This is a genomic window from Hymenobacter sp. 5317J-9 (assembly GCF_022921075.1).
Taxonomy (GTDB): Bacteria; Bacteroidota; Bacteroidia; order Cytophagales; family Hymenobacteraceae; genus Hymenobacter.
The window spans coordinates 503,531-526,562 of sequence record NZ_CP095050.1; the positions used below are offsets into that span (position 1 = coordinate 503,531).

At 64.1% G+C, this 23,032-nt stretch carries 13 protein-coding genes; 7 read left to right on the top strand and 6 right to left on the bottom strand.

From position 1 onward, the window contains the following. The first annotated feature begins 64 nt into the window (after window positions 1-64). Together araA and MUN81_RS02095 are read left to right on the top strand one after the other, a co-directional pair. Window positions 65-1,555, top strand: coding sequence for an L-arabinose isomerase (gene araA, locus MUN81_RS02090; protein WP_245117357.1), 1,491 nt, complete (start codon window positions 65-67; stop codon window positions 1,553-1,555). Between the two features lie 102 nt (window positions 1,556-1,657). Further along, on the top strand, window positions 1,658-3,691 hold the full coding sequence (locus MUN81_RS02095; RefSeq protein WP_245114744.1) for an alpha-L-arabinofuranosidase C-terminal domain-containing protein: 2,034 nt from the start codon (window positions 1,658-1,660) through the stop codon (window positions 3,689-3,691). Window positions 3,692-3,847: 156 nt separating this feature from the next. Here MUN81_RS02095 and MUN81_RS02100 read toward each other — a convergent pair whose 3' ends face one another. After that, window positions 3,848-6,667: a bifunctional transaldolase/phosoglucose isomerase gene (locus tag MUN81_RS02100; protein ID WP_245114745.1), complete on the bottom strand. Its 2,820-nt coding sequence runs from the start codon at window positions 6,665-6,667 to the stop codon at window positions 3,848-3,850. Between the two features lie 270 nt (window positions 6,668-6,937). Here MUN81_RS02100 and MUN81_RS02105 point away from each other — a divergent pair, with 270 nt between their 5' ends. Next, on the top strand, window positions 6,938-8,032 hold the full coding sequence (locus MUN81_RS02105) for a LacI family DNA-binding transcriptional regulator (protein WP_245114746.1): 1,095 nt from the start codon (window positions 6,938-6,940) through the stop codon (window positions 8,030-8,032). A 15-nt stretch (window positions 8,033-8,047) separates the two neighbouring features. Further along, on the top strand, window positions 8,048-8,815 hold the full coding sequence (locus tag MUN81_RS02110) for an alpha/beta fold hydrolase (protein WP_245114747.1): 768 nt from the start codon (window positions 8,048-8,050) through the stop codon (window positions 8,813-8,815). A gap of 59 nt (window positions 8,816-8,874) precedes the next feature. Here the strand turns inward: MUN81_RS02110 and MUN81_RS02115 are convergent, their stop codons facing one another. From MUN81_RS02115 to MUN81_RS02130, 4 genes are all read right to left on the bottom strand, one after another. After that, a complete protein-coding gene (locus tag MUN81_RS02115) occupies window positions 8,875-10,092 on the bottom strand; it encodes a DUF1501 domain-containing protein (RefSeq protein WP_245114748.1) in 1,218 nt (405 codons plus the stop codon). Between the two features lie 142 nt (window positions 10,093-10,234). After that, window positions 10,235-11,806, bottom strand: coding sequence for a DUF1800 domain-containing protein (locus MUN81_RS02120; protein WP_245114749.1), 1,572 nt, complete (start codon window positions 11,804-11,806; stop codon window positions 10,235-10,237). Between the two features lie 122 nt (window positions 11,807-11,928). Next, on the bottom strand, window positions 11,929-14,526 hold the full coding sequence (locus MUN81_RS02125; protein ID WP_245114750.1) for a lamin tail domain-containing protein: 2,598 nt from the start codon (window positions 14,524-14,526) through the stop codon (window positions 11,929-11,931). 231 nt (window positions 14,527-14,757) lie between these two features. Then, window positions 14,758-16,674: a right-handed parallel beta-helix repeat-containing protein gene (locus MUN81_RS02130; RefSeq protein WP_245114751.1), complete on the bottom strand. Its 1,917-nt coding sequence runs from the start codon at window positions 16,672-16,674 to the stop codon at window positions 14,758-14,760. A 406-nt stretch (window positions 16,675-17,080) separates the two neighbouring features. Between MUN81_RS02130 and MUN81_RS02135 the strand changes: the two genes are divergently transcribed. From MUN81_RS02135 to MUN81_RS02145, 3 genes are all read left to right on the top strand, one after another. Further along, entirely contained in the window at window positions 17,081-18,082 is a 1,002-nt protein-coding gene (locus MUN81_RS02135; protein ID WP_245114752.1) for an aspartate-semialdehyde dehydrogenase, read from the top strand. A gap of 80 nt (window positions 18,083-18,162) precedes the next feature. Continuing rightward, window positions 18,163-20,073, top strand: a complete 1,911-nt coding sequence (locus MUN81_RS02140) for a carboxypeptidase-like regulatory domain-containing protein (RefSeq protein ID WP_245114753.1) — start codon at window positions 18,163-18,165, stop codon at window positions 20,071-20,073. Window positions 20,074-20,078: 5 nt separating this feature from the next. Continuing rightward, window positions 20,079-20,690: a DNA-3-methyladenine glycosylase gene (locus MUN81_RS02145; protein ID WP_245114754.1), complete on the top strand. Its 612-nt coding sequence runs from the start codon at window positions 20,079-20,081 to the stop codon at window positions 20,688-20,690. Between the two features lie 49 nt (window positions 20,691-20,739). Here MUN81_RS02145 and MUN81_RS02150 read toward each other — a convergent pair whose 3' ends face one another. After that, window positions 20,740-22,866 carry a right-handed parallel beta-helix repeat-containing protein gene (locus MUN81_RS02150; RefSeq protein WP_245114755.1) on the bottom strand — a complete coding sequence of 709 codons (2,127 nt, stop codon included), beginning with the start codon at window positions 22,864-22,866 and terminating at the stop codon, window positions 20,740-20,742. Between the last annotated feature and the right edge of the window lie 166 nt (window positions 22,867-23,032).

Below are 23,032 nucleotides of genomic sequence, written 5' to 3' on the forward strand. Positions count from 1 at the left end.
TAGACGGCACGGGGCACAGCCCCGCGCCATAGCCCCAATGAAAGCCCTAATTCCACCCAAAAACATGATTGACCTTTCGCACTACGAAGCCTGGTTCATCACCGGCACCCAGCACCTCTACGGCCCCGAAACGTTGGAAGAAGTAGCCCGCCACTCGCAGGAAATTGCCGCGGCGCTGGGCGGCAAGCTGCCCGTTAAAATCGTTTACAAGCCCATTCTGAAAACGCCGCAGGAGATTTATCAACTCATGCAGGAAGCCAACCAGGCCGAAAACTGCGTGGGTCTGATTGCCTGGATGCACACGTTTTCTCCCGCCAAAATGTGGATAAACGGGTTGAAAATCCTGCAAAAGCCGCTGGCGCACCTGCACACGCAGTTCAACCGCGACATTCCGTGGGCCGACATCGACATGGACTTCATGAACACCAACCAATCGGCGCACGGCGACCGGGAGTTTGGCTTCATCGGGGCCCGGATGCGCTTGAAGCGCAAGGTGGTGGTGGGCCATTGGCAGAGCGCGGCGGTGCAGGAGAGCCTGAGTATCTGGAGCCGCGTGGCCTGCGCCTGGGCCGACTGGCAATCGGCCAAATTCATCCGCTTCGGCGACAACATGCGCTACGTGGCCGTGACCGAAGGCGACAAGGTGGAAGCCGAAATTAAGTTCGGCTACGAGGTGAACACCTACGGCATCGGCGACCTGGTGGCCGTCGTCAACGAGGTGAGCGACAGCCAGATTGACGAGCTGCTGGCGACCTACGAGCAGGAATACGAACTGGCTGCCGACCTGAAAGTCGGCGGCGCCCAGCGCGACAGCCTGCGCGAAGCCGCTCGCATCGAGGCCGGCCTGCGCAAATTCCTGCAGGATAAAGGCGCCAAGGGCTTCACCGACACCTTCGAGGACCTGCACGGCATGGCCCAGTTGCCCGGCATCGCTACCCAGCGGCTCATGGCCGAGGGCTACGGCTTCGGCGGCGAGGGCGACTGGAAAACCTCGGCCCTGGTGCGCGCCATGAAGGTGATGGGCGCCGGCCTACCCGGCGGCAACTCCTTCATGGAGGACTACACCTACCATTTCGAGCCCGGCAACGAGCAGGTTTTGGGTTCGCACATGCTGGAAATCTGCCCGAGCATTGCCGAAGGTAAGGTGAAGGTGGAAGTGCACCCGCTGGGCATCGGCGGCAAGGCCGACCCGGCCCGCCTGGTATTCAACTGCCCCGCCGGCCCGGCCCTGAACGCCACCATCGTGGACCTCGGCAACCGCTTCCGCATGATAGTGAACGAGGTGGAAGCCGTGCTGCCCGCCGCCGACCTGCCCAAGCTGCCCGTGGCCCGCGTGCTCTGGAAAGTGCAGCCCAGCCTGGCCGTGGGCGCAGCCGCCTGGATTCTGGCCGGCGGCGCCCACCACACCGGCTACAGCCAGAACCTGACGGCGGAGTATCTGGAAGACTTCGCCGAAATGGCGGGCATCGAGTTCGTGGTGATTGACGCCGATACCAAGCTGCGGACCTTCAAAAACGAGCTGCGCTACAATGAGGTGGCGTTCGGTGGCCGGTAAAAGAGGCCAGCTCAATTAGCCGATAAAAAGAACGTCATGCTTCGACTGCGCTCAGCATGACGTTCTTTCATTTCCGGCTGCCTATTAAATACTTTCCAATCTATGCGCATTGTCCAAATCCTGCTGGCCGCCACGAGCCTGGTAACAGCTGCCCAGCTAGCAGCTCAGGCCCAAATGGCCGCGCCTGCCGTGCTCACCGTGCAGGTGAACAAGCCCATCGCGCCGGTGCCTCAGCACTTGTTCGGGCTCTTTTTTGAGGACATCAACTTCGCGGCCGATGGCGGGCTATACCCAGAACTGGTAAAGAACAAGTCGTTTGAAATCGACAGCCACCTGCTGGGCTGGAAGGCCCTGAAAGGCGCCGCCGAGCTCGAAAGCTACCTCGTGTCGAGCGACCGGCCCATCAGCGCCAGCAAGAACCATTTCCTGCGCCTGAGCACCAGCAAAGCCGGCCCTGATGCCGGATTTGTGAACGAAGGCTTTCGCGGCATGGGCGTGAAGGAGGGCGCCGAGTACACGTTTTCGGTGATGGCGCGGCGCGGCCCCGGCAGCATTACGGGCCTGAACGTGCAGCTGGAAGGCCCCAAGGGCGAGCCGCTGGCGCAGGCCCACATCACGGGCCTCAGCGGCGAGTGGCAGAAGTACACCGCCGTGCTTCGGCCCACGGCCACCGCGGCCAAGGCCCGCCTTAAGCTGACGGTGGAGGGCACCGGCACAGCCGACCTCGACGTCGTGTCGCTGTTCCCGAAAGACACCTGGGGGAAGCGCGAAAACGGCCTGCGGCCCGACCTCGTGCAGCTGCTCAAGGACCTGAAGCCGGGCTTCCTGCGCTTCCCCGGCGGCTGCATTGTGGAGGGCATGACGCTCGACAACCGCTACCAGTGGAAGGAAACCATCGGCGACGTGGCCGCGCGCCAGCCCATGATAAACCGCTGGAACAAAGAGTTTAGAAACCGCTACACGCCCGACTATTACCAGTCGTTCGGCCTGGGCTTTTTCGAGTATTTCCAGCTGGCCGAAGACATTGGTGCCGAGCCGCTGCCCATTCTGAACGTGGGCATGGCCTGCCAGTACAACTCGGCTGAATTGGCGCCCATTGGCACTGCTAAGGGGCTGAACGCGGCGGGCCCGGCCGATGAACCCACGCTGGATACCTTTATTCAGGACGCGCTGGATTTGATTGAGTTTGCCAACGGCCCGGCCAGCAGCCGCTGGGGCGCCCGCCGGGCCGCCATGGGCCATCCGGCGCCCTTTAAGTTGAAGATGATAGGCATCGGCAACGAGCAGTGGGGGCCGCAGTATCTGGAGCGCTACGAGCCATTTGCCCGGGCGGTGAAGGCCAAGTACCCTACTATGCAGCTCGTGAGCAGCGCCGGCCCGTCGCCCAATGGGGAGCTGTTTGACAAAGCCACGTTGAAGCTGCGTGAGCTGAAGGCCGATTTCATCGACGAGCACTACTACGCCAAGGCCGACTGGTTCCGGCAGAATGTGGGCCGCTACGACAACTACCCCCGCACCGCCACCAAAATATTCGCCGGCGAATACGCCGCCCAAAGCGAGGGCATCGCCCGCACCGAAAACAAGAACAACTGGGACTGCGCCCTCTCGGAAGCCGCCTTCATGACCGGCCTGGAACGCAACGCCGACGTGGTGGCCATGGCCTCCTATGCGCCGCTCTTCGCCCACGTCGATGCCTGGCAGTGGACGCCCAACCTGATTTGGTTCGACAACCTGAACTCCTACGGCACGGTGAACTACTACGTGCAGCAGCTGTTCGGCCAAAACAAAGGCACCGCTATGCTGCCCGTGCAGCTGCCCAACGGCGCCAAAAACGGCACCGACAACCTGTTCGCCAGCGCCGTGGCCGATGAAACAGCGGGCGAAATCGTGGTGAAGCTGGTGAACTATTCGCCGGCTCCCCGCGCCGTGCAGGTGAGCCTGGCCGGCGCAAAAAAGCTCGGCAAAACCGGCCGCGCCCTCGTGATGGCCAGCGACGACCTCAACACCCAAAACAGCCTACAGGAACCCCGGAAACTCACGCCGCAGGAAGTGAAGTTTGCGGTGAAGGGCCCGGCCGTTAGCTACACGCTGGCACCTAATTCCTTCACGGTGCTGCGCATTCCTGGGCGGAAGTAAAGCCAGGAAAGAAGGGTGAGCTCATAACAAAAAGAACGTCATGCTGAGCGGAGTCGAAGCATCTCTACCGTGCTACTAATCAGATTTAGTAATGCGGTAGAGATGCTTCGGCTCCGCTCAGCATGACGTTCTTTCTAATAACGCCTCAGAGGCTGCTTACAGCGCCAGCGCCGCCAACATGGCTTTCAGCCCGGCCTCGGCGTCATTGCCGAGGTTCACGCGCAGGGTGCGGCGGTTGTTGTCTTTTAGCGCTTGCAGGTCGCCCAAAGCCTGGGCATTCTTGAAGGTGCCGAAAGTGTAGGAGCGGCCGGGCAATTGCAGGTCCTGCGGGTTGTCGTCGGTGAACTGCACGAAGAGACCGGTGTTGGGCCCGCCTTTGTGGTACTGGCCGGTGCTGTGCAGGAAGCGCGGACCGTAGCCCGAGGTGGTGGCAATGTGCAGGGCGTTTTGCACGCGCTGACGCAGCTCCAGCAGGCTGGCGCTCACGGCGGGCGTTTCGGTCAGGTAGGCCTGTAGGCACATGAAGTCGCCGGGCTGGGCCTGCGCGAAGAAGGCTTTCAGTACGCCGGCGGCGCCTTCGCCCTGGGCGGCGGTGTAGTAGTCCACGCCGTTTTCGCTGGCGGCGGGGGCATCGCCGGCGGGCAGCTTGCCCTCGGCTTCCACGGCCTTCATCAGCTTGTCGGTGGCCGTTTTGGCGGCCTGCACGTTGGGCTGGTCAAAGGGGTTGATGCCGAACACGGCGCTGGCCACGGCCGTGGCTACTTCCCAACGGTAGAACTCCTGGCCCAGGTCGAAGGCGTCCTTCATCAGCAGCGTGATGACGGGGTGGCCGGCCTGCGCCAGCGCTTGCAGCTTGCCCGTGTTGGCCTCGTCGGCCTGGCCCTGGTAGCCCACGTACACGAACACCCGGTCGTTGCCGTAGATGCCGGGCTCGCCCAGCGGCTCGCCGGCCACGGGCAGAATGCCCTTGCCTTCCTTGCCGGTGCTTTCGGCCAGCAGCTGCTCCAGCCACAAGCCCAGGTCGTGCAGCGAATCGGGCACCACCAGCGTGAGCTTGTCGCGGCCCTGCTCGGCCAGCACGCCAAGGGCGGCGCCCAGCTCCAGGCCGGGGTTTTTGTCGGTGGGGCCGTAAGCCCCGCAGGCGCGCATCATAAGGATGGCGCGCTCCAGAATCTGGCCGATGGGCAGGCCGTAGAGGGCCGCCGGCACCAGGCCGAAGTAGGTGAGGGCCGAGAAGCGCCCGCCCACCTCGGGGAAATTGAGGAAGATGCGGCGGTAGTGGGCGTTGGTGGCGTCAGTCACGAACTTAGAGCCGGGGTCGGTGATGGCCACGAAGTTTTCGCCGGCCTTGTCGCCCTTGATTTCTTTGACCTTGGCGTAGAAATAGTCGCCGAACGCCAGCGGCTCGGCCGTAGTGCCCGACTTACTGGCCACGATGAACAGCGTTTCAGCCAGCGGCACGGAGGCTTCAATCTCACGCACCGTGCCGGGGTCCGTGGTGTCGAGCACCGACATCGGCAGGCCGCCTTCGCCCATCGGGAAAGAGGCCTTGAACACGATGGGGGCCATGGTGCTGCCGCCCATGCCCATCACCACCACGTGCTTGAAGCCGGCTGCTTTTACCTCGTTCACGAAGGTTTCGATTTCGGACACGCGGCCCACCATCGTTTCGGCCACGCGCAGCCAGCCCATGAAGCTGCGGATGCTCTGCTGCCCGGCCTCGTCCTGCACCCAGAGGTCGGCCTTCTTGTCCCAGAAGCCGGCCACGAAGTTGTTGTCCTGGAATTTCTTGATTTGGGCGTCGATGTCGGCCTTGTACTGGCCCAGCTCCATCTCGGCCTCGTCTACCTGGGCCGCCACGGCTTGGGCACGCTTCTGCTCAATGGACTGCATCAGCTTGCCAAACGGCTCCTTGAATTTGGTGGCGCCGTCTTCTTCCAAATGCTGGGTCAGCTCATCGAGGTTGATGCCGAGTTCGGGCAGGCGGGCCAGCACTTCCTTCACTTTGTCGAGGTTGTCTTCGAGGGTGACGGCAGCCTTGCCTTCCTTGCCGAACAGGTCCAGCGTTTCCACCGGCACGGTGTTCACCGTTTTCGGGCCGATGAGGCCGTTGACGTATTTTAGGTTGTCGTATTTCGGGTTCTTGTTGCCGGTGCTGGCCCACAGCAGGCGCTGGGTGGCGGCGCCTTTGGCCTTGAGGGCCTCCCAGCGCGGGCCGGCAAAGATTTCCTTGTACATCTGGTAGGCCTGCTTGGCGCTGGCCAGGGCCACTTCGCCCACCATCGACTGCGCCAACTCACCTTTCTCGCCGCCTTCGGCCGCGATTTTCTCCAGCATGGGGTCAATCAGCACATCGATACGCGAGAGGAAGAAGCTGGCCACCGAGTCGATGCGCGCCAGCGGCTTGCCCGCCGCGGCGCGGTCTTCGAGGCCCGAGAGGAAGGCTTCCGTCACGAGGCGGTAGCGCTCCAGGCCGAAAATCAGGGTCACGTTCACGTTCACGCCTTCCGAGATGAGGCGGCGAATGGCGGGCAAGCCCTCCAGCGTGGCCGGCACTTTTATCATCACGTTGGGGCGGTCCACCGTTTTCCAGAGGCGCAGGCCTTCTTCGATGGTGCCTTCGGTGTCGTTCACCAGCTCCGGCGATACTTCGAGGCTCACGTAGCCGTCCGAGCGGTTGTCGGCGCTGTCGTAGAGGGGGCGGAACAGGTCGCAGGCGGCCTGCACGTCGGCCACGGCCAGGCTGGTGTAGATTTCGTCGGTGGTTTTGCCTTGCAGGGCCAGCGCCTTGATGGCGGAATCGTAGTCGGTGGTATCGCCGATGGACTTGGCAAAAATGGCCGGGTTCGAGGTCACGCCGCGCAGGGCTTCTTCCTGGATGCGGTGCTGCAGCTTGCCGTTAATCAGAATCGGACGGCTGATGAAGTCCAGCCAGAGGCTCTGGTCGAACTCGCGGATGGCAACGAGAGGGTTCATAGTAAGGTGTCGTTAGTACGTGCGCCAAAGGTCTGCAATGACGAGGGTTGTTTTCAAGCTATACGGGGATAAATACAGAAAGCCGCAGTAAAAAGCAGATGTAAAAAAGAACGTCATGCAGAGCGCAGCGAAGCATCTTTACTGTGGATATAAATAATTGCTGCTGCGGTAAAGATGCTTCGCTGCGCTCTGCATGACCGCACACCCCGATTTTAACTCCGCTGCCGAAGTAGCTTTACATCAGAATTTCCTCGTTCCTGCTTCGACCCAATGGCCGCCCGCCGCCCCGCCAAAAACGCCGCTCACGAATCGGCCCGTCCCGTCTCCATGGCCGATTTGGCCCGGGAGCTCGGCGTGTCGATGACCACCATTTCGCGGGCGCTGAGCGACCACCACAGCATTGGGCCGGCCACCAAGCAGGCGGTGCTCAAGCTGGCCAAAAAGCTCAACTATCAGCCCAACCACCTGGCCGCCGCCCTGCGCAAGGGCAAGAGCCAGCTGCTGGGCGTGATGGTGCCCTACATCGAAGGGCGCTTTTTTGCCTCGGTGGTGCACGGCATCGAAACGGCGGCCAGCCGGGCCGGCTACAGCGTCATCATGTGTCAGTCGAACGAGGACGCGGGGCAGGAGCGCAAGAACATCGACACGCTGCTGCGGGCGCAGGTGGCCGGCATTCTGGTGTCGGTGTCGCGCACAACCACCGATTTGCAGCATTTTGAGAAAGTGCGCAAGCATAGGGTGCCGCTGGTATTTTTCGACCGCATTCCGGCCGGCGATAGCGTGAACGCTGTGGTGCTCAACGACCGCGAAGGCGCCTACCAAGCCACCCGCCACCTGCTGGAGCAGGGCTGCCGCCGGGTGGCGCACCTGGCCGGGCCGCAGCACATGAGCATCTACAAAAGCCGCCGGCAGGGCTACCTCGATGCCCTGCAGCAGCACGGCATCGCGCCCGATGAAAGCCTGATTCTGCAAAGCAACCTGAGCGTGGAAAACGGCCGCGAAAGCATGGCCCAGCTGCTGGCCCTGCCCGCCCCGCCCGATGCCGTGTTTTCGGCCGGCGACTCGGCCGCGCTGGGCTCCCTGCAGCTGCTGAGAAGCCGGGGCGTGCGCGTCCCCGAGGATTTGGCCTTGGTGGGTTTCAGCAACGAGGCCCTGACCACCGTGACCGAGCCGCAGCTGACGTCGGTGGACCAGCGCTGCGAGGAGATGGGCCAAGCTGCTTTTCGGCTGTTCACGGAATTGGTAGAAGGGGATGGTGCGGCCGTGGCACCGAGGCAGGTGGTGCTGCCGCCGCAGTTGTTCGTGCGGGCATCGTCGTTGCGCGCGGGCATCGCGGCAGGGGGCACCGAGAAGCAGGGAGACTAACGCTACTTTTGCCGCATGGCCGCTGCTCCCAACTTACCCACCATCGTTTTTCTCCACGGATTTGCCGAAAGCCGCGAAGTGTGGACCGATTTCACCCGCTCTTTCCCCGACGGCTACCGGCTGCTGGCGCCCAACCTGCCCGGCCACGGCACCAACCTGGCGCCCGTGCCCGACTTCTCGATGGAAGCGCAGGCCCGCCACGTCATCGACTACCTCAACCAGAAAGGCTGCCCCGAGCCCGTGCTGCTGGTGTGCCACAGCATGGGCGGCTACGTGGCCCTGGCCCTGGCCGAGCGCTGGCCCCAGCGCGTGGCCGGCCTGGCCCTAGTCAATTCCACGGCCCTGGCCGACACGGACGAGAAGCGGCAGAACCGCGAGAAAAACATCGGCTTCGTGGAGAAGCACGGCGTGGCCAAGTTCATGGAATCGTTCGTGCGCCCACTCTTCGCGCCGGTCAACCGCGACAAGCTCACCGACGCCCGCGGCCTGCTCGAAGAAATTGGCAAGGCCACGCCCGTAAGCACCATCACCGGGGCTCTGCGCGGCATGGCCGCCCGCCCCGAGCGCACCCAGGTGCTGGCCAACGCCAAATACCCGGTACTGATGGTGGCCGGCAAGCACGACGTGGCCGTGCACTTTGAGGATGCCGTGCGCCAGGCCGCGCTGCCCGCCGAGGGCCACGCCCTGTTTCTGGAAGGCAGCGGCCACCTGGCCTACCTGGAGCAGCCCGAGCCCACGCGCCGCGCCGTGCTGGCGCTGGCCGAAGCCGTGTTTGGGGAGTAAGTAGGAGGCAGAAATGTGGGTTGCCCGGCTGGTCGATTAACAGAACGTCATGCTGAGCGCTACACCAGCCCGCTCATGCGCTCGAAACCGGTGCCCAGAATGGCCGTGTCGTCGGCGCCCAGCCAGTCTTTGAGGACGTTGGCGTAGATGCTGCGGAAATCGACTTGGTGGCGCAGGTCGCCCTGGTCGAGGTTGAGCAGGTCGGGGGCGTCATTCACCACGCCTTTTTTCTGAAGGGCGCCGCCGGCTAGAAACACGTTGTTGGCGGTGCCGTGGTCGGTACCGTTGCTGGCGTTCTGGCCCACGCGGCGGCCAAACTCGCTGAACACCAGCACCAGGGTGTTGTCCCACTGGTTGTTCTTCTGCAGGTCGGCGGCCAGGGCGGCCAGGCCGTCGCCGAGGTCGGTGAACAGCCGCTGCTGCTGTTCGTGCTGCCGCACGTGGGTGTCGAAACCCGACAGGGCCAGGTAATACACCCGCGACTCCACGCCGGAGTTAATCAGCTCGGCTGTGGTTTTCAAGTTCTTGCCGAAATCAGAGTTCGGGTACGCCACCGTCGACTGGTAGATTTTCGACTTGTCGTACAGATAGTCGGCCGAAGACGCGGTTTCGGCCAGCGTCTTATAGAGGTAGTCGACCTGGCTGTGGTGCTCGGTGGTGGCCTCCTTGCTCACCTTAGCCAACAGACGGTTCTGGCTGATTTGGTGGAATTTGCCGGGGCTTTTCAGGGCCAGGCCCTTACGCTGGCTGCCTTTCAGGGCCAGGCTGAGGGTGTCGTCTACTTCCAGGGCGTTGTAGGGGCGCTGACAGTCGGGGCAGTTCGAGTCGAGGTAGCGGCCCAGCCAACCCGTGCTCACCACCTGGTCGGAGCCCGAGCCGCTTTGCCAGATGTCCATCGAGCGGAAGTGCGAGCGGTCGGGGTTGGGGTAGCCCACCGAGTTCAGCACCGCCAGATGGCCCTGGTCGTACAGGCCTTTCAGGCCTTTGAGCGCCGGGTGCAGACCCATGTCCTTGTCCAGGGACAGAATGCCGTCGGCCTCCCGGATGCCCAGTGTGGGCCGGGCCTTGTAGTACAGGTCGTTGCGGAAGGGAATGACGGTGTTCAAGCCATCATTGCCCCCGCTGAGCTGCACCACAATCAGGCGCCGGGCACCGGTGGCATCGCTCAGCCGCGCCAGGCCGGGCCCGCGGTCCAGGGCGTGCAGGAACTTGGGCACCAGCAGCAGCGTGCTGGCCAGGGCAGAGTTGCGGAGAAATTCGCGGCGGGAGGTAGCCATAACAGAAGTCGGAAAGGAAGGATGAGAAGTAGTTAAGACCCCAAAACGTCATGCAGAGCGCAGCGAAGCATCTCGCGTGGGGTAGTAATCATTTACTTGAGCACGCGAGATGCTTCGCTGCGCTCTGCATGACGTTCTTAATTTACGCCAACTGATATTCGGGTAAGCTCAGCAGCGTCACCAGCGTGGTGCGCAGGGCTTCGGCGGGCTCTTTTTGCTGAGCGGCCTGCTGCACCAGCTGCAGGTTTTCGGGCCGGATGGGCGTTTGGAGCAGAAACTGGCTGAGCTTTTCGGGCTGCTGCGGCACGGGCGTGGCGCCCAGCAGCTGTTGCAGCGGGGCCAGCGGCAGGTGGGCGCCAGCGCCGGGCCGCACGGTGCGCTCGGCCTTGGTGAGATTGGGTGCAATGTCGTTTTCGTCTTGCTTGAGGGCCACCGCAAACTCCGCGTTTTTGAACAAAATGGCCGGCAGCTGCAGGCGCAGCAGCAGCGACGACGAATCTATCCAGTTGCGGCCGCCGGGCCAGCCGGCCACGTTCGGCGGCTGAAACAGTGTTTGGCCCAAGGCCCGCTGGTAGCCCAACAGCGGCTGCTCGTTGTCAATCTTCACGTTGAGCGTGCGCCGGATGCCGGCCAGCAGCTCCACCGGGCTCTTGATGTGCGTGCCCACGTTGGCCGGGTCGTAAAACCAGTCGGCCGAAAACAGGCGCTCCATCAGGTCGGCAATGTCGTAGCCGCTTTTGCGAAAGTCCCGGGCCAGCGGCTCGATGTGGGCCGGGTTGGGCACGTCGTTCACGAAGAAGCGGTAGATTTTCGTGACCAGAAACGTGGCCGCCGCCGGCTGCGTCAGGATGTGCGTCAGCACGTCTTCGCCGGTCAGGTTGCCGGTTTTGCCCAAGAAGGTTTTGGGCCCGGCGTCGTGCTCCCGCTCCCGAAACTTGAAGCGGGACTGGTAGTCGTAGCCCCAGCCCGTGAAGGCGCGGGCGGCTTCCTTCACATCATTCTCTGTGTAGTTGCCGCGACCCAGCGTGAAAAGCTCCATCACCTCGCGGGCGAAGTTTTCGTTGGGGTGCTCCTTGCGGTTTTGCTGGTTGTTGAGGAACTGCAGCATGGCCGGCTCTTGGCTCACGGCCAGCAGCAGGTCCGGGAATTTGCCCAGCGCGTGCTCACGCATGGCGTTGTGCAGGCTGAGGGCGGCGCCGGGCTGGCGCACGCGGCAGGCAAAGTGCCCGTGCCAGAACAGCACCATCTTCTCGCGCAGCTGCGCCGGCGACGTGGCCATGCGGTCCATCCAGGCCGTGCTCATGTTGTTGAACGCGTCGCGGATGCCCTCGTTCTGCATTTTGCGCTGCTGCGGGGTAAGCTCGGCCCGGCGCAGGCGCGGCACGCCCGCCGCAATGGTGCCTCCCTTAAACGCCGCCCGCGGGCGCAGCGGCGCCACCGGGGCCGCGGGCGCGCCGGGGGCGGCCGGCTGGTCGGGCGTGGTCACCATGCTGTTGGGCACGGGGTTGGTTTTGGTCGAGGCCGGGTCCGTCATCACCATGCCCTGCGGGTCGGTGTAGTTCAGGCCCGGGCCCACCAAGGGCTCGTATTTTTCCGAATCGTGCAGCAGCTGGCGTAAGGCTTTGCGCGGGCTGAGGCCACCGGCCACGTCTTGCGGGCGCGGGCCGAAGCCGGCGCGCCAGTACAGGTGCTGAAGTTGCTGGGCGCTGTTCATGCCGGGTAAGACGCGAAACAAAGCACTTCGTTTAATGCAGAATGAAAAACGCTTGTCATCCCGGGCGCAGCGAAGGGTCTTCGCTGCGCCCGGGATGACAAGCGTTTCAACTCAAGTAAAGCCTAAAACCGCGCGCCCAGTACCACCGTCTTCTTATACTCGCGCTTCTCGCCGCTGCTGGACCGGAACAGCTCCACCAGCAGAATGTAGTAGCCCACGGCGGCTTTGTGGCCGCGGTCGTCCACGCCATCCCACTGCAGGAAGCCGGCGGTGGGCAGGGTTTCGTTGCGCACGAGGCGGCGCGTGAGGCGGCCCAGGGCGTCGTACACCGTCACGGTGGCGGCGTAGCCGGGCTGGTCGAGCTGGTAGTTGAGGGTGGCGAAATCTTGCTGGCCGTCGTCGTCGGGTGTGAAAACTTCGGGCGTCACGGTCAGCTCCTGGTTGCCGCCGGGCGTGTCCTGGGCCTGCGAGTTGGCGCGGCCGGGCGTGGCGTAGCCCACCGCGCTGGCCGCCGAGTGGAAGTTGCTGCCATTGCTAAGTCCCGCCGCCCGAATGCGTTCCAACGACACCCCTTCCTGCGAGGAAAGCAGGCTCAGGTGCAGGTTTTTGCTGTAGGCCAGCCGGTCAATCTCAATGCCCACCGAGTTGAACAGCAACGCTGTGCTTTCGTCTGGAAACGTGGGAAACCCGCTCAGCTGCACCAGGTTGTTCGCGTCGCTGGAAATGGGGTAATAAGTCAGCAGGTTGCTGCTGCTCGTGCTGAAGGCCAGCAGCTGGCCCGGCGCCAGCACCAGCGGCCCGGGGCTCAGTACGTCGGCGTCCACGCTGCCGTCGGGCTTCTGGTTGCCGATTTGCCAGCCCTGCAGGTTGATGAATTTGTTGCTCCGGTTCAGCAGTTCTACAAAGCGCACGCCGCCGGTGCGCGGGTTAAACAGCAGCTCGTTTATCACCACGTCGCCGCTCACGGCCGCTTCGGGCAGGGCCAGCGTGGCCGATTGCAGCGGGCCGCTGGTATTGCCCACGCAGTCGGTGGCCATTTGCACCGTGAGGGTGGTGGGGCGGCTAGGCTGCAGGGCCGTGCCCAGCGTGAGGTCGACCTGCCGAAAGTCGGGCGCTACTGGCGAGGCTTTCACTACGGTCGGGCCCGAAGCCAGCGCGTAGCGGCCGGCAATGGCCGCCGACACGCTGTCCAGCTTTTCCGAAAAGTACACCCGCACGGTGGTGGCATTCAGGGCCACGGCGCGCAGCAGGGTGGGGGCCGTGGCGTCGGGGCGCGCGGCGCGCACCGCGTTTGCCTTGCCCGGCGTGCCGCCCAGCGGGTCGGTGCTGGCCATCCAGTTCTCGGCGCCGCCACAAAAACTGTTGGTATCTATCATCTCCAGGCTCCAGCCGCCGTCCTTCTTCTTGGGGTCGCGGTACCAGGTGTCGGAATAGGTGACTTCAAAGAGCGTGCGGCCGTCGCGCGCGCGCAACACCAACTGGTCGCCGCCGTTGCTGAGGGAGGGGAAGTTGGTGGGCCCGTACACCTTCACGCCGGGCTGCGTAAACTGGCTCACGCGCGTGCTACCGCACACCACCGCGTACTGGCCGGGCAGCAGTTTGGCCGTATCGGCAAACACGGCGAAGGCCGTGGTGCTCGTGGGCTTGCCCAGCTTCACCCCGCTCAGGCTGATGACTTTGGTGGCGCTGCGGTTGTAAATCTCGATGTATTCCGACAGCGGCAAACCCACCTGCGGCGTCTCGTCGGCAAAAATCTCGCTGATAATTAGGTCGCCTACCTGCGGCGTTGCAGGCGGCCCGGCAAAGGCAGCCGTGAGCGGCCCGGCGGCCACGTTGCCGTAGAGGTCGGCCACGTTGCGGGCTTCCAGCACGTTGCTGGTGGCAAAGTCGGCGCCGAAGGTGAGGCGTACGGCTTGGGTGTTGGCGGCGGTGAAAAACCGCGCCGCCGTAGGCACGGCCCCGCTTTGCAGGCGGTAGTTGGCTGGGTTGGTGGCCGTGGCCGCGTCCATGGCTTCGTTGAACACCACGTCGAGCTGGCGCGCATCGACGGGGGTGGCGCGCGTCAGCAGCGGCGGCGTGGCATCGGTCACGGCAAAGTCGTCGAAGGCGAAGCTGCGAATGTTGGAGACGGTGTAGGTGAGCGCCACGCCGAGGTAGGAGCTGCGCTGGTACGTGGCATCGATGGGCTGGGCGGCTTCGGCCACGAAGGTGCGGCCGCCGGTGAGGTCGCGCTCCAGGGTCCAGCGGTTGGCGGTGGTGCGGGTCACGCGCACGCGCACCAGGTTGCTGGTGGTGCTGGCCAGCGTCCCGTCGGCTCCGTCGATGACAAGCACCGCGCTGCGGGTCGAGTCTTTGCGAAACAGGCTCACCTCGTCGGCGGTGCCGCCCAGGCGCACGAAGTAGCCGGTGTTGTTGGCGTTTTTGAGGTCGGCCTGCGTGGCCATGAGCCACACATCGGCGAAGTTGGCCGAGCTGGTGCCGAACTTCAGATTCGCCCAGAATTCCCACACCGTACCGGTATTGGCCTGGCTGGGCGTGCTGAGCGCCGCCTGCCCGGCCGCGGCCGCGTTGCTTTGCAGCTGCTGGCCCACCACCTGAAAGCTGCCCGCATCGCCGCTCCAGGTGGGGTTGGCGGTGAAGTTGCCGTCGGCGAAGTCGTCATGCAGCTGCGCCGACGCCCACAGTGGAAAGAAGAAGATTACCAGTAGAATTGCCTTCATCGAATGACGAATGAGTTTTAACCGTGACTAATGTAAGGCGTTCCGATGCATGCCACCATATATAGGGAAAGCATCGGGTGGGGTGAGGGCGATGGTTACAAAGCAAAACGCCCGGCTCAATATATTGTAATTCAATATATTGAGCCGGGCGTTTTAGGGGCGGAACGAAATAAAATTCGGCCAATGAATGCCCTTGTGCCGCTCGATGAAGCAGCTCGCTATGGAAGCAACCTACTCGTTGCCAACCAGCACGGTCTGGTGTTGGGTTTGGGTGCCGCTCTGCATCCGCAGCACGTAGCGGCCGGCGGCCAGGCCGTCAACCGACAGCGTCAGGCCACTGGCCGGCAGCTGGCTGCCCGGGCGGGTCCAGGTGCGGGCCGGGCGGCCCAGCACGTCCACGAGCTGAATTTCCACGGGCTGGGCCGAGGCCTTCTCGGCCACCACGTGAATTTCGCTGCTCGTCACGGTGGGATATACCTGGCACCAGGCGGCGCCGTCGGTCTTGTCGGCGCCAATGCGGCTGGCCAGGGCCGTGCGCGACTCAGAAGCGCCAATGTTGCCCCGGCTGCTGGTGCCGGGCGTGGCCACGCCGTAGAAATCCCGCGTGCCGGGGTTGATATTGAACTCGGTGGTCAGGTTCAGGGCGCTGCCCAGCAGGGGCGATGAAGTACCCAAGGTGAAGTTGGGCAGGCGGCTGCCGGTGGAAAGTGCGGCACCCGGCGTGGTGCTGGCGAAACACGGGCTGGCGCAAACGCCGGTGGGGCGGGTGCCGTTGGCCAGCGTTTCCTGGGTGGTGGCGGTGCGCCAGTCGTTCAGGTTGCTGAACGAGGCGCCGTTCCAGCTCAGGGTGATGGCGCCGGTGGGCGACCAGTAGGCATTGCCCTCGAAACGGATGCCGGTGGCCGTGAACGTGCGCACCACCGGCAAGCCGGTGGCCGTTTGCAGGATGTTGTTGCGCAGGTTGGTGCCGGCGATGTCGCCGCTCATCAGGTACACCGCGCTAGGAGTAGAGCCGTTGGCGGGGCGCTCCAAGTACACGGTGTTGTTGTAGATATCGACGTTGGCAATGCCGCCCAGCCAGCCCGACGAATACATCATGATGGCGCCCTGGTCTTCTTTGCGGGCGTCGTTCTGGCTCACGTTGTAGCGCACCACCAGGTCGTGCATGGCCGTGGCCCAGTCGAACTGGCACAGCAGGTAGCCGGGGCCGTCGTTGTCGTGCGAGTAATTGTACTGCATCACGGAGTTGGTGCAGCCGCCGTCGAGGTCGAACCCGCCGCCGTCGCGGGCCGCGCCAGACTCGTTGTGGTGCGACTCGCAGTACTGAATGGTCAGGTTGTTGCACTCCCAGCCCCAGATGCCCACGGGCCCGCCGCCGCGGCTGCCGTTGAGCCAGCCGTTGTGGTAGGCCGTGCAATTTTCCACCACGGCCCCGTCGATGCCCGAGAGCACGATGCCGTTGCCGCTGTGGGTGTTGGTGATTTCGGGGCGGCCCGAGTTGTCGTAGGCCTTGCAGTTGCCCACGTACCAGTTGCGGTGGCCCAGCAGGGGGAAGTAGGCGTAGGAGGACAGGCCGGCTTCGCCGTTGGCGTGGAACTGGCTGTTGGTGATGCGCACATTCTCGTAGCCGCTGGTCCCATTCCAGCTGCCAATGGTGAGGCCCACGCCGCGGTAGCCGCTCACGTCGAGGCTGTCGAAGCGCAGGTACTGCAGGTGGGCGTTGGTCGAGTCGTTATAAAACTGCACACCCGAATGCTTGGCCACAAGGCGGCCGGCGCCCACAAACGTGAGGTTGCGCAGCTCGAAGCCGGCGGTGTTGTACGCATAGAAGCCCGCAGCGGTGTCGCTGGCAATCACGGCCGGGCCGCCGGCACCGTACGAGCGAAACACGATGGGCTGAGCCGCCGTGCCCTGGCTGGCAGAGCGCACCCGCAGGCTGCCGCCGAAGGTTTGGCCGCCGGCAAACAGCACCCGGTCGCCGGGGCGGAAGGTGGTTGCGCTCACGCGGGCCGGAGTGCGCCAGGCTTGGGCCGGCGAAGTGCCTGGGTTGGTGTCGTTGCCCGAATTGCTCACGTAATAAGTCGTGGCCTGGGCGTTGATAGCGAGTAAGGAAAGTATAAAGTGGAAAAGTATAATTTTATGCATCATTATTGGAAGAGGGTGTGGAAGGCCTTGCAAAGCTAATGGAACTGCTGGTATTAAAAAATCACAGATTAACCATTAAAATTTGGCTTTAAACAGGATTTATTCCGTCAAAATGCAAAAGCGCTTTTGAGCATCCTCTTTTATTGGCAGTGCAATTTTTAAATAAAAGTGCAAGAACCTGGGTGGTTTAGACGAAATGATAATTTTTCCCCCCGATTGGCGCAATTCTCCGGCTATAGGTTGTGGCCACGTTTGCAGCTGGCTCTGGGGCGCCTTGTTCACCGACCGTATTCGCCGGCAAGCAGCTCCGCCAACACGATGGCGGGATGCTAATATGCCCCGCGCGTGCCGACCTTTGCGGCCGGCGGCCGCGAACAGGTCGCTGCGTAAGCTCTGAAGTTCTGACCCCATGAAAATTGCTGTAGTGGGTGCCACCGGCCTGGTGGGCACCGAAATGCTGAAAGTGCTGGCCGAGCGCCGGTTTCCCCTCACCGAGCTGCTGCCCGTGGCTTCGGCCCGCTCGGTGGGCCAGCAGGTTGAGTTCCTGGGTAAAAAATACCCGGTGGTGAGCATGGACGACGCCATTGCGGCGCGGCCCGACATCGCCATTTTCTCGGCGGGCGGCTCGGTGAGCAAGGAGCACGCGCCGCGCTTTGCCGCCGTGGGCACCACCGTCATCGACAACTCGTCGGCCTGGCGCATGGACCCCACCAAAAAGCTGGTGGTGCCGGAGTTGAACGCCGACACCCTCACGCCGGAGGATAAAATCATTGCCAATCCGAACTGCTCCACCATTCAGATGGTGGTGGCGCTCAATGAGCTGCACAAGGCCTACAAGGTGCAGCGCATTGTGGTGAGCACCTACCAGAGCGTGACCGGCACCGGTAAAAAAGCCGTGGACCAACTCCTGGAAGAACGCGCCGGCCAAACCGCCAGCAACCCTGCCTACCCGCACCCCATCGACCTGAACGTGCTGCCGCACATCGACGTGTTCGAACCCAACGGCTACACCAAGGAGGAACTGAAGATGGTGAACGAGACCAAGAAAATCATGGGCGACGACAGCATCCGGGTCACGGCCACCTGCGTGCGCATCCCGGTGATGGGCGGCCACTCGGAGTCCATCAACGTGGAGTTTGAGCGCGAATTTGACTTGGCCGAGGTACGCGAAATCCTGGCCCGTACGCCCGGGGTGGAGTTGGTGGACGACCCCTCGACCAACCGCTACCCCATGCCCAAAGACAGCCACGGCAAAGACGCCGTGCTGGTGGGCCGCCTGCGCCGCGACGAAACCCAGCCCCGCACCCTCAACCTGTGGGTGGTGGCCGACAACCTGCGCAAAGGCGCCGCCACCAACGCCGTGCAGATTGCCGAGTACCTGGTGGGCCGGCGGGCCCCGGCGCACAACTAATGCCCGGCGGCCGCGTTGTGAGCCTGACGTTTTACAGACGAACAATGCGCTGTTTTTTACTGCTGTTGATTTTACTAAAGATGGGCCCCGCGCTTGCGCAGGGGCCCATTTTGCTGCGGGGCCAGGTGGTGGACGCCGAAACCCGCCAGCCGATACCGAATGCCCAGGTGGGCGTGGCCGGCAACCGCATCGGCACCAGCACCAACGACGAAGGCCGTTTTGCGCTGAGCATTCCGGCCGCTCTGCAGGGCGAGCGGCTGGAAGTGGCCCTGCTGGGCTACCGCAAATACACACAGGTGCTGCCGCCACTCCCTGCCCCGGAACTACGCATTGCGCTGCGCATCAGTCCGGCGGCGCTGGGCGAGGTGCAGGTGACGGGCTCGGTGCTGGGTATTGTGCGCGAGGCCATAGCGCGCATTCCGCGCAATTACCCCACGCGGCCTACGCAGCTAACGGGCTTTTACCGCGAGTCAGACAACGACCCGGCCGGGCAGCCCCGCTACCTGGCCGAGGGGCTGGTGCTGGCCTTCAAAGAGTCGTACCTGCGGCGCACGGCAGAAGGCGAAATCCAGATAAAGCAGTCGCGCAAAGTCGATTTGCGGCGCGACCGCACGCCCATCCGCATCGACTGGGCGGGCGGCCCGTTCATTGCGCACATGGGCGATTTTGTGCACCGCCGCTCGCAGTTCATCGACCCTGCTCATTTCAAGGACTACGACTACCGCCTGGCGCCCGGCAGCACGTTTCAGGACCGGCCGGTGTATGTCATCACCTTTGGGCCGAAGGGGGGCAACCGCCGTGCTGCTTTTGAGGGGCGCATGTACATCGACCAAGATAGTTACGCCTTCCTTGGGGCCGAGTGGCACTACACCCCCGCCGGCCTCAACCGCGGGGCGCGCGACATCGCCGACTCGCGCCGCCTGCGCGTGGCCTACCAGCCGTATGCTGGTCGCTGGCACCTGAAAACCGTGTGGTGGCAAACCGAAGCCACGCTGCCGGTGGGCCCGCCGCTGAAGTTTTTTGGCGAATTCCTCACCACGGCCATCGACACAGCTCAGACGCCGCGGCCCGGCTACATCGAGCGGGCGCAATACCACGACGTGTTTCTGCGCAACACGGTGGCCTACGACTCGGCCTTCTGGCGGGGCCACACCACGCTGCTGCCCCCGGCGGCGCTGCAAAAAAGACTGTTCGACCAGCAGCGCCAGCAGCAGGCTGATTCCTTGTTTAAGCCCACTGAAGCCAGCACGGACCCGCAGGAGAAAAAGCTGAGCGCCTTCGACCGCTTTCTGAAACGTTTCAGCTACGGCACGCACCTGGGCGCTTGGCCGCTGACTGTGCCCGCGGCCGGCCTCACGGTGGCCTACGCGCCCGTTGGCTACGGCCTGCAGGTGCAGCGCACAGCCTCGGTGCGCGCGCAGGACCTGACCGTTGTCACGCAGTTTGAGTACCAGTATGCCCTGACGCGGGAGCTGGCGGTGAGCCTGGCTACCCAGCGCCTGTACCGGCAGTTCAAGGGCGATGGCTGGGAAGTGGGCCTGAGCTACCAACGCAACCTCATGCCCCATCACCGGCCGCTTTATGGCCGCGCCGGCCTGGGCTACCTGCGCCAGACGGTGGGCCTGCCGCTCGGCACCTTCGACAATCCTGACGCCGGCCTGCGCGTGGCGGGCACCCACCTTGGCGCCGACGAGCTGAGCGCCCGCATCCAGACGGTGAACGACGTGCTGCGCCCCAGCCTGGGCGTGGGCCTGGAGCTGAGCCACCGGTTCGAGCTGGTGGCCGATGCCAGCTACTTGATACCCATAAGCAGCAAAACGCAGCTGCAGCTGGACGAGGAGAGCGGCTTTTTCCTGTTCCGCAGCAGCGCCACCGTCGATTTGCCCGCGGCCGACGTAGACCTGCGCGTGAACGACCAGCCCACCACGCGCCTTCCGTGGCAACAGCAGCACTGGCTGCTAACCCTCGGGCTGCGCTACCGCGTTCGCTGAAGCATATGCCGCATCCCAAGCTGCCTGCCACCTTCTTCCAGCGCCCCAACGTGCTGGCCATTGCCCGCGACCTGCTCGGCAAGCATTTGTATACCAACGTCGACGGCATCATAACGGCCGGGCGGGTGGTTGAAACCGAAGCCTACCGGCACGAGGGCGACCATTCGCTGACGCTGCACCTGCAGCGCAAGCGCCGCCAGGCCGAGGGCCTGCGCGTGCCCGGCGGCCGGGCTTACATCTACACCGTGTACAACCGCTACGCGCTGTTCAACATCGCCACCCACGACGCCGCGCATCCCGATGCCGTCCTTATCCGGGCCGTAGAGCCCACGGTGGGCGTGGCCGAAATGCTGCGCCGCCGCGGCCTGGCCGAACCCAAGCGTGCCCTCACCGCCGGGCCGGGCGTGATGAGCCAGGCCCTGGGCATCACGCCCGCGCTCACGGGCCTGCCCGTGACAGGCGAGGTGCTGTGGTTTGAAGACCACGGCGAGCAGGTGGCGGCGGAACAAATAGTGGCCAGCGCCCGCGTAGGCCTGGAATACGCCGGCCCGGAAGCCGCCGGGCTGTCGTGGCGCTTCCGCCTGCGCGACAATGCGTGGACGAGCCCGGCCAAGTAGCCGGTCGTTTGGCGGTCACGGGCCGCTGGCTGTCGAGAAATTGCCTGGGTTATTCCTGGTTGAGGCGCAGGGCCGTGGCACCCGCACGCACTACGTACACCCCGGCGGCCAGCCCGCGCGGCAGCACCAGTGCGGCAGTGCCGGTGGCATCGGCGGTGGCGGTGAGCACCGACCGGCCCAGGGCATCAAGCACCGTGACCACCGTGCCGGGCTGCACGCCCGTGAGCGCGGCCGCACCCGTGGTCGGGTTTGGGAACAGGGCCAGGCCGGCTGCGCCGCTCGCCGCCACGGTGCGCAGGGGCGAATAGGCGAACGTGCCGCCGCGGTCTACCTGGCGCAGGCGGTAGGTCACGCGGCTGGTGCCATAGCGGGCAAGGTTGGGGTCCACAAACTGGTAGTCGTGCGGCTGGCTGCTGCTGCCGTGGCCGGCCACCTGGCCCACGCGGCGGAAGGTGCGGCCGTCGGCGCTGGCTTCTATTTCAAACCGGTCGTTGTTCTTTTCCGAGGCCGTGGCCCAGCGCAGCAGTGCGTCGGTTCCCCGCGGCTCGGCCGTGAAGCGGGCAAGCTCCACGGGCAGCGGAGTGGTGATGTCGGGGCGGGCTTCCGACGCGCCGATGTTGCCCAAAGCGGTAGCCGCCGGCGTAGGCAGGCCGTAAAAATCGCGCGGGCCGGGGTTGAGGTTAAACTCCATGAGCAGGTTGAGGCCCTGGCCCAGCAGCGGCGACGTTGCCTCGAGCAGGAAGGCTTGGGCACCCGTGCCGCCGCTCACAAAGCCCGGGGCGACGCTCATGCCTGTGGTGCGGCCACCGGCCATCGTTTCCTGGGTGGAGGCGGTGCGCCAGTCGCTCAGCGAGCCGTACTGCGCCGTGTTCCAGTCAAATTTCATCGTGCCGCCGGGCGACCAATAGTCGTTGCCCTCGAAGCGCACGCCCGACGTAGTGAACGTGCGCACGAAGTTCAGGCCCGGGTCGGCCTGAATGATGTTGTTGCGAAACGTGAAGCCCGAGATGTTGCCGCTCAGCAAATAGACCGCGCTGGGCGAAGAGCCGTTGGCGGGGCGGCCCATAATGATGGTGTTGTTGTAAATATCCGCGTTGACGATGCCGCCCAGCCAGGGCTCCGAATACACCAGGATGCCGCCTTGCTCCTGCTGGCGGGCGTCGTTCTCGCTGATGTTGTAGCGCACCACCAGGTCGTGCATGGCCCGGGCGTAGTCGAACTGCACCAGCAGGTAGCCGGGGCCGTCGTTGTCGTGCGAGTAGTTGTATTGCAGGATGGAGTTGGTGCAGCCGCCGTCGAGGTCGAACCCGCCGCCGTCGCGGTGGCCGCCGGCTTCGTTGTGGTGCGACTCGCAGTACTGAATGGTCAGGGCATTGCAATCCCAGCCCCAGATGCCGGCCGGGCCGCCCCCGCGGGCATTGAGCCAGCCGTTGTGATAGGCCGTGCAGTGCTCCACCATCACGCCGTCGATGCCGGAAACCACAATGCCGTTGCCGGTGGCCGAGTTGGGCAGCTCCGGGCGCCCAGGGTTGTCGTAGGCCTTGCAGTTGCCCACGTACCAATCGTGATGCCCTATCTCGGGGAAGTAGGCGTAGGAAGAAAAGCCGCCCTCGCCGTTGGCGTGGAACTGGCTGTTGGTGATGCGCACGTTGTCGTAGCCGCTGGTGCTGTTCCAGCTGCCCACTTCGAGGCCCGCCCGCAGGTAGCCGCTCACGTCGAGGCTGTCGAAGCGCAGGTGCTGCAGGTGGGCGTTGGTCGAGTCGTTATAAAACTGCACGCCTGAGGACTGGCTGCTGCCAATGCCCGGGCCCTGAAACGTGAGGTTGCGCAGTTCCAGCCCCCCGGCGTTGTGGGCGTAGAAGCCTACCTCGGCGCCGCTGGCAATCACGGCCGGGCCGTTGGGGCCGTAGGAGCGAAACACGATGGGCTGGGCCGCTGTGCCTTTGTTGCTACGCATTCGCAGGCTGCCGCTGAAGGTCTGGCCGCCGGCAAACAGCACCCGGTCGCCGGGCAGCAGCGTGGCGGCGTTCACGCGGGCCGGGTTGCGCCAGGCCTGCGCGGCCGAAGTCCCTGCGTTGGCGTCATTGCCCGAGCTATTCACGTAGTAATCAGTGGCGCGGGCGCTAAGGGCTCCAAAGCAAACCAGCAAGTGGACGAGCGTAATGGTAAATTTCATATAAAATTTATTCACAGGGGGATTAACAAAGTTAACAGGTGCTGCGTCATCAAAAGCACAGCAAATCAATTTGTTTAATAAATTAAAATGCGGCAGAATTCGGATGAAAGCCGGAGCCCGCCCCTGGCTCTATCGGCGTTTTTGCATCGGCGGTAGCCAAGGCACC